Origin of the sequence: Okeania sp. SIO3I5, assembly GCF_010672085.1 — a bacterium.
Taxonomy (GTDB): Bacteria; Cyanobacteriota; Cyanobacteriia; order Cyanobacteriales; family Microcoleaceae; genus Trichodesmium.
Map to the genome: position 1 here is coordinate 1 of NZ_JAAHHT010000278.1, position 11,468 is coordinate 11,468.

12 protein-coding genes are annotated in these 11,468 nt (G+C 37.0%); 4 read left to right on the plus strand and 8 right to left on the minus strand.

Annotated elements, in window-relative coordinates:
- The 3 genes from F6K40_RS34825 to F6K40_RS34835 form a co-directional block, all read right to left on the minus strand.
- Positions 1-398: photosynthetic reaction center family protein (locus tag F6K40_RS34825; protein ID WP_483143786.1), on the minus strand; the 398-nt coding region annotated here is incomplete at its 3' end.
- 438 nt (positions 399-836) lie between these two features.
- Positions 837-1,013 (minus strand): hypothetical protein, encoded by a 177-nt coding sequence (locus F6K40_RS34830; protein WP_293143101.1) that lies wholly within the window; start codon positions 1,011-1,013, stop codon positions 837-839.
- A 30-nt stretch (positions 1,014-1,043) separates the two neighbouring features.
- Positions 1,044-1,391 carry a histidine triad nucleotide-binding protein gene (locus tag F6K40_RS34835; RefSeq protein ID WP_293143104.1) on the minus strand — a complete coding sequence of 116 codons (348 nt, stop codon included), beginning with the start codon at positions 1,389-1,391 and terminating at the stop codon, positions 1,044-1,046.
- Positions 1,392-1,438: 47 nt separating this feature from the next.
- On the opposite strand from F6K40_RS34835, the gene F6K40_RS34840 reads away from it, so the two are divergent.
- Positions 1,439-2,968, plus strand: a complete 1,530-nt coding sequence (locus F6K40_RS34840) for a YifB family Mg chelatase-like AAA ATPase (RefSeq protein WP_293143107.1) — start codon at positions 1,439-1,441, stop codon at positions 2,966-2,968.
- 477 nt (positions 2,969-3,445) lie between these two features.
- Here the strand turns inward: F6K40_RS34840 and F6K40_RS34845 are convergent, their stop codons facing one another.
- From F6K40_RS34845 to F6K40_RS34860, 4 genes are all read right to left on the minus strand, one after another.
- Positions 3,446-4,162: an O-methyltransferase gene (locus F6K40_RS34845; RefSeq protein ID WP_293143110.1), complete on the minus strand. Its 717-nt coding sequence runs from the start codon at positions 4,160-4,162 to the stop codon at positions 3,446-3,448.
- 149 nt (positions 4,163-4,311) lie between these two features.
- Positions 4,312-5,433, minus strand: a complete 1,122-nt coding sequence (locus F6K40_RS34850) for a glycosyltransferase (protein WP_293143113.1) — start codon at positions 5,431-5,433, stop codon at positions 4,312-4,314.
- 68 nt (positions 5,434-5,501) lie between these two features.
- Positions 5,502-6,665 (minus strand): glycosyltransferase, encoded by a 1,164-nt coding sequence (locus F6K40_RS34855; RefSeq protein WP_293143116.1) that lies wholly within the window; start codon positions 6,663-6,665, stop codon positions 5,502-5,504.
- Positions 6,666-6,824: 159 nt separating this feature from the next.
- Positions 6,825-6,947 carry a hypothetical protein gene (locus F6K40_RS34860; protein ID WP_293143119.1) on the minus strand — a complete coding sequence of 41 codons (123 nt, stop codon included), beginning with the start codon at positions 6,945-6,947 and terminating at the stop codon, positions 6,825-6,827.
- 862 nt (positions 6,948-7,809) lie between these two features.
- Between F6K40_RS34860 and htpG the strand changes: the two genes are divergently transcribed.
- The 3 genes from htpG to rpmB all read left to right on the plus strand — a co-directional run bounded on the left by htpG (position 7,810) and on the right by rpmB (position 10,516).
- A complete protein-coding gene (gene htpG / locus F6K40_RS34865; RefSeq protein ID WP_293143122.1) occupies positions 7,810-9,819 on the plus strand; it encodes a molecular chaperone HtpG in 2,010 nt (669 codons plus the stop codon).
- A gap of 100 nt (positions 9,820-9,919) precedes the next feature.
- Positions 9,920-10,042: a hypothetical protein gene (locus tag F6K40_RS34870; RefSeq protein WP_293143125.1), complete on the plus strand. Its 123-nt coding sequence runs from the start codon at positions 9,920-9,922 to the stop codon at positions 10,040-10,042.
- Positions 10,043-10,279: 237 nt separating this feature from the next.
- On the plus strand, positions 10,280-10,516 hold the full coding sequence (rpmB, locus tag F6K40_RS34875) for a 50S ribosomal protein L28 (protein ID WP_293143128.1): 237 nt from the start codon (positions 10,280-10,282) through the stop codon (positions 10,514-10,516).
- 213 nt (positions 10,517-10,729) lie between these two features.
- On the opposite strand, the gene F6K40_RS34880 is transcribed toward rpmB, so the two are convergent.
- Positions 10,730-11,248: an RNA-guided endonuclease InsQ/TnpB family protein gene (locus F6K40_RS34880; RefSeq protein WP_293143131.1), complete on the minus strand. Its 519-nt coding sequence runs from the start codon at positions 11,246-11,248 to the stop codon at positions 10,730-10,732.
- Positions 11,249-11,468 lie beyond the last annotated feature (220 nt).

Below are 11,468 nucleotides of genomic sequence, written 5' to 3' on the forward strand. Positions count from 1 at the left end.
AATTCCCACTCACGACCCATATAAGTAAAGATACCGATGAGGAAGTGGAAAATTACTAGCTGGTAAGGGCCACCGTTGTAGAGCCACTCATCTAAGCTAGCTGCTTCCCAGATAGGATAGAAGTGTAGACCAATAGCATTGGAGGAAGGTACTACTGCACCGGAAATGATGTTGTTTCCGTAGAGTAAAGAACCTGCAACAGGCTCACGGATACCGTCGATGTCTACAGGAGGAGCTGCTACAAATGCGATGATGTAGCAGATAGTAGCGGTTAATAGAGTAGGGATCATTAATACACCGAACCAGCCGATGTAAAGACGGTTGTCAGTGCTAGTTACCCAGCTACAGAACCGCTCCCATACGTTAGCGTTTTCACGCTGTTGTAAAGTAGTAGTCATATTTATGATTGCTATGTATTTTTCAAGGTTCTCGGTAGCTCTTTTGCTACCTTGATTACTATATTAATCAGCTAATGTAGTTTTGTAAAGGGTTTTAAGAAAAGTATGTTTGAATTTTTGAATAAGTTAGACTTATGCTTTTCCCTTAGACTGTCAGTAGAGATAATAATTAAGGAATAGGGGAGTGAGGGAGTGGGGAAGTGGGGGAGTAGGGGAGTAGCAATATTAACGAAGTCAGAAGTCAGAAGTCAGAAGTCAGAAGTGGTTTTTGTAACGGGGATTAGAGCAAGGCTCCAAAAACATTTCGCCTTAAAAGTCCTTGCTCTAAACCCAATTATTTTGGTAAATGATTTGTGAAAAAAACTGTAGGGGGTTGCTCTTCAAACCTATGCAAAAATGGGATTTGGAAACCAAACCCCTACGGGAAAATGTTATAACCTATCTAAGATTGCTATATGATTCATTTGCTTTAGGGAATAGGGAGTAGGGAGTAGAAAATAATAAAAATAGCTGTACTCCAGTAACTTGATAAACGTTAAATTCATCCCACCCTCCCCACCCTTCCCACCCTTCCCACCCTTCCCACTCTCCCCACCCTCCCCACACCTCCCACACTTCCCCCCCCCTCCCACACTCTATATTGAATTACCCTGGAGGCCACTGCATTTGACGACCCCCAAGAATATGAAGATGTAAATGAAATACAGTTTGACCAGCTTCTGGCCCATTATTAATCACCACACGATAGCCATTTTGTAGTCCTTGTTCTTCTGCAATTCGTTTTACAGTCAACAATAAATGTCCCATCAAAGCCTGGTCTTCAGGTACAGCATCAGCTAACTTGGGAATAGGCTTTTTCGGAATTACCAAGATGTGAATAGGAGCTTGAGGATTAATATCTCTGAAAGCCAAGGCCAGATCGTCCTCATAAACAATATCTGCCGGAATCTCACGGCGTATAATCTTAGTGAAAAGAGTGTCTTGCTCGCTCATTTATCTATTTAAAAGAACTAACTATACAAATATAAGAATATAAGAATATGTTAGCTAGAGTCTGGAGTGCATCAATAATTGGCATTGAGGCCGTAAAAGTAGGTGTCGAAGTCGATGTATCTGGGGGACTACCAAAAGTTGTCGTTGTAGGATTGCCAGATGCAGCAGTTCAAGAATCAAGAGAAAGAGTTCAAGCAACTCTGAAAAATTGCGGTTATGCCTTCCCAATGCGGAAAATTCTCGTCAATCTGACTCCTGCAGATTTACGCAAAGAAGGACCCAGTTTTGACTTACCTATTAGCATAGGAATTTTAGCTGCCTCTAAACAAGTCGCAGCAGATTTGCTTGGAGACCATCTATTTTTAGGAGAAGTTTCTCTTGATGGTAGTTTAAGACCAGTTTCTGGGGTTTTACCTATTGCTGCTGCTGCGGAAAAAATGGGAATTACTGGTTTAGTTGTGCCTACTGGCAATGTCAAAGAAGCAGCAGTAGTCAAAGGGTTATCGGTTTATGGATTTGATAATATTTTTGAAGTCACAGATTTTTTGAATAATCCGGCAAGTTTTTCTCCTGTAGAAATTAATACTGCCGAGATTTTGGCAAAACAAGAATTTACAGGTTTAGATTTAAAGGAAGTTAAAGGACAAAATCATGCCCGTCGCGCTTTAGAAATAGCTGCTGCAGGAGGGCATAATTTAATTTTTGTCGGACCCCCTGGCAGTGGGAAAACTATGTTGGCACGACGCTTACCGGGTATTTTGCCTCCTTTGACTTTTGAGGAAGCGTTGGAAGTAACTCAAATTTATTCGGTGGCGGGGTTGTTGAAAGATAGGGGGAGTTTGGTGAGCGATCGCCCGTTTCGCAGTCCCCACCATTCGGCATCGGGACCGTCTTTGGTGGGTGGGGGTAGTTTTCCCCGACCGGGGGAAATTTCTTTATCTCACAGAGGGGTATTATTTTTAGATGAGTTAACGGAATTTAATCGCAATGTTTTGGAATATTTGCGTCAACCTTTGGAAGATGGTGTTGTGACAATATCCCGCACTAGACTCTCGGTAGAATTTCCCGCTCAGTTTACTTTGGTTGCCAGTACAAACCCTTGTCCGTGTGGTTATTATGGCGACCCCATTCAACAATGCACTTGTTCCCCACGGCAACGGGAGCAATATTGGGGGAAACTTTCGGGACCATTGATGGATAGAATAGATTTACAAGTGATGGTGAGTCGCTTGAAACCGGAGGAAATTACTAGGCAGGAAACTGGGGAAGCATCGGTAGATATTAGGGAGAGAGTAAAAGAAGCACGCGATCGCGCTCGACATCGGTTTCGGGAAGAGACTGGTTTGAGTTGTAATGCTCAGATGCAGAGTCGTCATTTTCCTAAGTGGTGTAAGTTGGATGATAGTAGTCGCAGTTTATTGGAGGGGGCGATTAGAAAATTAGGTTTGTCAGCAAGAGCGAGCGATCGAATTTTGAAGGTAGCGAGGACTATTGCTGACTTGGCAGGTGATGAGGAGTTAAAACCCGCTTATGTTGGTGAGGCAATTCAGTATAGGACAATTGATAGAATGCAGTAGTTTTAGTAGGGGAGTGGGGAAATTGAAGTAATTATAGAATTATCAACTTATATTATATAACCAAATTCTAGATCGCAAGGAGATATAATTACAAAGATTTAGTAGTTATAACGATTGGATAATTTTTTATGTTCAATCAAACGGATTTGATATAACTGATAATTTCTGCATGATAATTGATTTAATTTTTTATTATTTGGAGATGTCTTATAAAAATCGGGAATAGCGATCACTCTCTAAGTTTTTAGTCATATAGACAAACAATTGCTATTAAATCTTCATAACTAGAAATTCAAAAAAGGTGTTGCTGATTTAAGGTATGAAATTCAACTAAGTGGCAAATTTTCAACCAAAACAATAGTGCAAATTATCAGGGCTATTTCATTCTAAACTGTGCCATTTTATGTATTGACGAAACCACGTTATTTCAAGCGTGAAGAAATTTATATTTCCCTTATTTAGCAACGCCAAAAAAAATTACCACAATATTGGATTGAAATGATTTCCTTTAAAACTAACTGAAGCCACATCACTAAGTTTGACAAACCGAACTTTATGCTCGTTTTGCCATCTCTGAATAGCTATTTGTGACCCCTTTCTATTTGTATCATCAAAAAAGATAGCATAATTTTCCGCTAATAACTTTTCTCTTAATAGGAAAGGTAAAGCTGGAAAACGAGAAAGATAATTATGTTTTTTCCATGCCTGAGGACCATCTATAAGCACGATATCAAACTTAGTATTACCAATATTATCTTTGATAGCTTCGCTATACCATGGAGTATTTTCTAAAGATAAAGAAGTAGGCTGTAATGGTGCATATATTAAGTGAACTATATTGATCAGGTTTTCTTCTCTAAGAATTTTGTCTAATATGTGCATATATTCCTCATTATCTTCTACTGTAAATAACTGAAGTTCTATGTTATTCAATTTTGCAAATTTTGCACAAGATATTGTTGAAAGTCCTCCACCAAATTCAATCATATATTTGCGTTGATTTATTTTTATATCATTTAATATGCATCCTAAAGTATGAGGGTTGATAGATGCCGTTGTTGCAGGAAAATAGTTGGTAGAAAGTGGTAAAAAATCATGGATTAATTGAAGTGCAAGATTATCTCGTTGAATTTGTCTATATTGTCTGCATAAATCTATTGGTTTATTGAAAAGTTCTTTCGCTTTGTTAATCATGTTATTAATAATTCTAATCTCAAGTAAAATTTGATTATTGAATATGATTGTTTGATAAAGATTTAAAAGCAAGAGGTTAATTTACCATTTGCTTACCTGAAAATAAGGTGATGTACCAATCGACCACAAGTAATTCTAGATAAGCAACTTTAATCATTTTCTACTCTTACGTTTTCAATCCCCAAAACATCCAAATATTTTTGAGCAACAGTCTCTAGTTTAAACTGCTCCAACCAATCTGAATCAACAGACTTAACCTCACCAGATAACACTCTTAAAATCGCCTCTGCCATTGCTTGGCTATCTCCCACTGGCACAAGTTCACCATACTTACCATTATCCAAAATTTCTTTAGGTCCATTCGGACAGTTAGTAGAAATAACTGGAGTTCCTAAAGCCATTGCTTCCAAGAGAACATTACCAAAACCTTCCCAAGCTGAAGACAAGACAAACACACCTGATCGAGCCATATAAACATAGGGATTTTCCACAAATCCCAAAAAAGCCACATCTTGTTTCACACCCAACTCATTAACCAAGGAATTTAGTTGTTTCCGTTCTTGACCACTGCCCAAAATCACTAAACGAGCTGATTGTACTTGTCGCACTTGTGCAAACGCCTTGATTAAAGTTGGAAAATCTTTCTGTTTTTCCAATCTTCCTACTCCCAAAATAACCGGAAGTTCTGCCGATTGAAACCAAGGATGTTCTAGAGTTTGTTGAACTTTTTTCTCTAGTTGACGAATATCCACCGGATTATAAATTACTTGAAAGCGTTCTCTGGGTAAACCTGTTACCTCAACCAAATCTTGAGCTACCCCCTGAGAAATAGCCACAATACTATCAGCCCAAGGATAAAACAGTTTTGCCAAAAGAGGAGACCAACGGTCTGTGCTACGATTATTGGCATGGACAGAAAGAGTATTTCGCTCTGACACAACAACCCTTGTAGAACTAAATGCTAGAGCTTTAGCCCACAATGCAATTTCATTATTATAGTGAAGACCAGAAAGCAAAGCGATTGGTCTTTCCCTTCGTAAATAACCTGCCAATTTAGGAAGACCTAACAGCATTCGAGGCGCTTTTAAATCTACAATTCTGACTTCTGGAGGCACTTGGCTCAAGTAAGGGCCAGCCACAGTATTCATTACCAAGTCTACTGAAAGCCCCCGCTCTACAAAAGCTTGCATCAAATTGACCATAATTCTTTCAACACCACCGCCATAGAGTAAGCGGAGGTAAATAGCAACGTCAGGTCTATTTTTTGACATAAAATTATTAAATATTTAGTGAAATTAGTATAATTTCTCAATTTTTAACATTCTAAAAAAGAGCAATCTTAGCGATCGCTAATTCCCAAAAAATCTAGATATCTTTGAGTAGAAGTTTCCCAAGTAAACTGTTCCAACCAATCAGAATCAACTGACTTAACATCTCCAGACAACACCCTTAAAATTGCTGAAGCAATTGCTTCACTATTTCCCACTGGTACTAATTCGCCATACTTACCATTAGCCAGAATTTCTGATGGGCCACTAGGGCAATCTGTTGCAACTACAGGAATTCCCACAGCTAATGCTTCTATCAATATAGTGGGTAAACCTTCCCACAAAGAAGACAAAACAAATACTGCTGCCTGCTTCATATATGCAAAAGGATTGCTAACAAAGCCCTCCCAAGCAACATATTCTTCTATATTTAACTCTTTTACCAAAGCCTTTAATTTTTTTTCATCTCTACCACTACCCAACATCATTAGTTTAGCAGGTCGTACTTGTCGTACCTTGGCAAAAGCTCGAATTAAGGTAGAAAAATCTTTTTGCGCTACAAACCTACCTGCCCCTATTACTACTGGAACCTCATTTGTTTCTAACCAAGGGTGTTCTATAGATTCCATCATTTTAACTCTCAATTCTGGTGTGAGAACTGGGTTATAAATAACGTCAACTTTTTCCGATGCAATCTTAGTTATACCAGCTAAACTATCAGCAGCACCTTGAGAAACAGCTACTATTCCATCTGCAAAAGGGTATAAAAGTCTGGCAGTCAATGGAACTAAACGAGACGATTTTTGTTCTACAAGTTTTGCTTCTACAGAAATATTGGTATGTTCTGAGACAAAAATAGGAGTAGATACTCCCGAAATTTTTTTGGCAAGTATAGCAATTTCGTTAGTAAAGTGTGTAGCAGAAAGTAAGACTTTTGGTTTTTTTTCTCCCAGATAATTAACAAGTTTGGGCAAACTTCTTAAAGATTGAAATCCTGTTGTTAGCTTAAACTTACCGTACAAATTACTTCCATATAGATTACGATTATCGAAGCTTATTACTTTTATTTCCTTTGGTACTTGATCGAGAAATCTTCCTTCTGCATTAGTTAATATTATCTCTACATTAGCTCCTTTTTTCTGAAAGCCAGAAGCTAAATTGAGCATGACACGCTCTGCTCCTCCTCCTGTTAAATTTCGGAGAAAAATAGCTATATCTGGTTGTGATTTGTACATAAATGGTTACTCAACATAAATCATAATTTTTTTTCAATTATTTATAGCTTATTGTATAGCAAAAGGCATTTATGCATCCCCCCTACCCCCCTTTGAAAGCTATGCTTTATAAACATCTTTCTCTTTTCATAAAACTTGGGCATTAATGACAAGTTATCTTCATGCTTCATAAACGGCTTTTTCAGCAGAAAAGTGTATTGAATTAGACATTTTTTTGATGATTGTAGGCGGGATTCTTCCTCCCCCTCCTCCCACACCTCCCCATCCTCCCCACCCTCCCACAAGGGTTTCAGGAGTTCCTGATCAGGGATAGCTTGTGATTGGGGGGGGCAGAAGGAAAAATCTTGCTTTGTCTGGATTTTAGGCTAATGATTAGTGTCCTAACCTTTGCTTCGACTGCTATATCTTGTTTATTCCTAAGCATCCTAGAAAATTATTCAAGTTTGGGATTTTGCTTGGTTTCCCTGATAAATATTGAGGTTTTAGTAGAGGCATCAATATCTTATCACATCTATAGATTTTAAGTGCAATTTCTTCTTGTAGCAACAGAATTATAGAATATTCCATATCAACAATAAGGATTTTATTATCTACACCAGTTAAATTGCCTCAACTCCATATCATCTGAGTTCTTTCACAAAAAATCTGGACTTTATTTAAAAATCATTCCTAAATGTGGCACAGTAATTTTCGTAGTTCAACATCCAGAAATCAAACCTTAGCTGCTGCTATATTTCAAAAACCTGAAATATGCTTTCATAAGGGTTCTAAATTTACAAACTATAACTATATAGACAAGTAGCTAATAATTTTTAATATTAAACATTTATTCCTTTATTAACTTACTTTTTTTAAGATTAAATTAATTTATTTAGATACCTAGAAAAATATTTACCTTTAAAATCACTATGTATTGTACGAGAATTTCATAGGTAGTGAAATCCGAATCAGATATTTGGTGCAATCCCTGTTTAAAAAAAAGACTCTATAAATCACAATTATTAAATAGTATTGAGCAATAAGTTTAGGAGTGAATGACCAGAAAATTTCTCTAATTTTACATCTATACAAGAGATAACAAACCTGGATAATTACCTTAATGCTCAGATGAAATTAATTCACATAGATAAAATAGATAAACACTATGAGTACAACACTAGAAAAAGGTCAAATCAGTATCCATACTGAAAATATTTTTCCAATTATCAAAAAATCTCTTTATACTGACCATGAAATATTCCTTAGAGAATTAGTATCTAATGGTGTAGATGCCATTGCTAAATTAAAAATGGTGGCTCGAACTGGAGAGTATAGTGGTGATGTTACTAATCCAGAAATAGAAATTAAAATAGACAAAGATAATCAAACTCTTTCCATTACTGATAATGGTATTGGCATGACTGTCGATGAGATTAAAAAGTACATTAATCAAGTTGCTTTCTCCAGTGCTGAAGAATTTATCGAAAAATATAAAGGTAGCGATAATGACGCTATTATCGGTCATTTTGGTTTAGGTTTTTACTCATCTTTCATGGTGGCAAAAAAGGTAGAGATTGATACGCTTTCTTATCAAGAAGGAGCAGGAGCTGTTCATTGGAGTTGTGACGGTTCTCCAGAATTTGAACTATCAGATTCGACTCGCACAGAACGAGGTACAACTATTACCTTAACTTTGCAAGATGAAGAAAAAGAATATCTCGAACCAACTCGGATTCAACAGTTGATTAAAACCTACTGTGATTTTATGCCAGTGCCTATTAAATTCGAGGGTGAGGAAGTTAATAAACATAAGGCAATCTGGCGAGAATCTACTCAGAATGTTACTAAAGACGATTACTTAGAACTATATCGTCATCTTTATCCTTTCCAAGAAGATCCTCTTTTATGGGTTCATCTCAATACTGATTATCCTTTTATTGTTAATGGCATTCTTTATTTTCCCAAATTAAAACCAGATGTAGATGTTACTCAAGGCAATATTAAACTGTTCTGTAACCAGGTATTTGTTACCGATCATTGTGAAGAAATTATCCCTAAATTTTTAATGCCTTTACGAGGAGTAATCGATAGTACAGATATTCCTCTAAATGTTTCTCGGAGTTCCTTATTAAGTAATCGAACTGTCAGAAGAATCGCCGATTATATAGCCAAAAAAGTAGGCGATCGCCTCAAAGAACTTTATCGTGATGAAAGAGGTAAATATATTAGTGGTTGGCAAGATGTAGGTACTTTTGTTAAGTTTGGTGCCTTGAATGACGATAAGTTTAAAAAGCAAGTAGAAGACATCATAATTTTCCGCACCACAGCTCAACTAAACCAGGGTGAAACAACTGAAACTGAAGCTAAAGCAGCAGTAGAAGTACAAGCAGAAGGAGAAGATATTTGGCAAGAAGTAACTCCAGAAAATTCTGAAGCTAAAAATACTGACGCACAAGGTTTTTCTTACACTACTTTAAAAGAATATTTAGAACGTAATAAAGAAAGCCATGAAAATCGGGTTTATTATTCTACCGATCCAGCATCCCAAGCAACTTATGTAGACCTACATAAAAACCAAGGTTTAGAAGTTTTATTCCTCGACTCTTTCATTGATACTCACTTTATTAGTTTCCTAGAAAGAGAATATCAAGATGTTAAATTTTCTCGAGTAGATTCTGATTTAGATGAAACATTAATTGACAAAGACAATCAATCAGAAATAGTCGATCCAACCACCAATAAAACTCGCAGCGAACAAATTAAAGAATTATTTGAAAAAGCACTAAATAAACCCAAGGTAAATGTTAAAGCTCAGGCATTAAAATCAGAAGATGCCAAAACTACTCCTCCAGCAATGGTATTATTGCCAGAAGCAATGCGCAGGTTACGGGATATGACAGCTTTATTGCAGCAAGAAAAAACAGAATTTCCCGAAGACCACGTTTTGTTAGTTAATACAGCCCATCCACTAATTCAGAATCTCGCTAATATAAGTCAAGGTGGTATTATTCAGGGTAGTGGGGAGTCTCCCTCAGCAGAATTAGCCAAAGAAATCTGTCATCATGTTTACGATTTAGCTTTAATGGCACAAAAAGGCTTTGATGCTGAGGGTATGAAAGATTTTGTCGAACGTTCTAATGAAGTATTGACTAAGTTAACCGAAAAAGCATTATAAACAGAGTCAGCTTTCACTCCCCCAGCAGGAAGTCCCGCGCTCTCCATCCCCCCTAACCCCCCTATCCAAGGCTATCCCTTACCCATAACTGCTGAAAGCCTTGTGGTCCGGGTGGGGAGGATGGGGAGTAAGAATTGTCTGGATTCCTCAAAAAAATGTATGGAAAAATACATTTTTTCTGTCGAAAAAGCCATCCCAAGAGCAATACATAACTCGTCTATAATGCCCAAGCTTTATGTTAAGTAAAGATGTGGGTAATGGATAGCTTGGAAAGGGGGGAGGGGAGCGGAGGGACTGATATAGCAGTTGAAGCAAAGGGCGCGGACATTTCTAAATCGTGAAACCCTTTGACAGTTTACTATTCCCTATTTCCTATTCCCTATTGCCTAGGGCGTAGCGCTATAAGTGAAATGACCTATATAATAAAAAGGTTGTAAGTACAAGACCGAAGGGAAAAGTTATGAGTCGTAAATGTCAATTGACGGGAAAAAAAGCTAATAATGGCTATGCAGTTTCCCACTCCCACATTCGTACCCACAAATTACAGCACGCAAATCTCCAGTGGAAAAGAGTGTGGTGGCCTCAAGGTAATCGTTGGGTAAAGCTAAAATTATCTACTAAAGCAATTAAAACTTTGGAACACAAAGGCATACAAGCTATGGCCAAGGAAGTTGGGATTAACTTGAATAAGTGTTGATATTTCTGTTCCTTGACGGATATTGTAGCCCTGTCCTCATCAATTGTAGGATAGGGCTATTTATTTATTTTTTCCTGATGATTTTTAATTAGACATCTCCGGAAAAGAGGGAACAGGGAACAGGGAACAGGGAGCAGGAAGAAAGAATAGATAATTTATGAATGAGAATTGATTTTATTTTTGATTTTCGGAGATGTCTATTAGGGTTTGCGCTCAAAAGTCTTTTTTATATCTGAAGGTTCTCCAGCCTAAATCAGAAATAGCTCTCGATAATTTACGGTTTCTAACCATACCAGATACATTCAAATCTTCTAAAACAATTGTTTGGTTTTCACGAATTATTTCGGTGGATAATTTATGCAGAAAATCGGTTCTTGTATCTTTTAATTTAGCATGAAATTTAGCAATTCTCAATCTGGCTTTTTGATAACGATTTGTACCTCTAGTTTTCTTAGATAATGACTTACTTAATTTTCGGTACTTCTTAATTCGCTTCTTTAGCGGTTTTGGGGCATCAATCTTTGTACCGTCGCTCAAAGTAGCAAAAGTTTTAATTCCTAAATCTATACCTACTGAATTATCAGTTTTAGGTAATACTTCTGACAAAATTTCTACCACAAAACTTAAGAAATATCTGTTAGCTGAATCTTTGATTACTGTTACTGATGATGGAGTATCAGGTAATTCTCTTGACCAGACAATTTTCAGCTGTCCTATTTTAGCTAAATACACCTTATGCTAACCAAGTTTAAATCCTCCTTTTGTAAACCTTGCAGTTTGCCTTGATTTTCTACTCTTAAATTTAGGAGGCTATGCCTTACTCATATCTTTCTTAACATAAAACTTGGGCATTATAGATAAGTTATGTGCAAGCGAATCAAAGGCTTTTTTGGGAGAAAAGTGTGTTGAAAAATACATTTTTTTGATAATTTTACACAGAATTGTTCCTCCC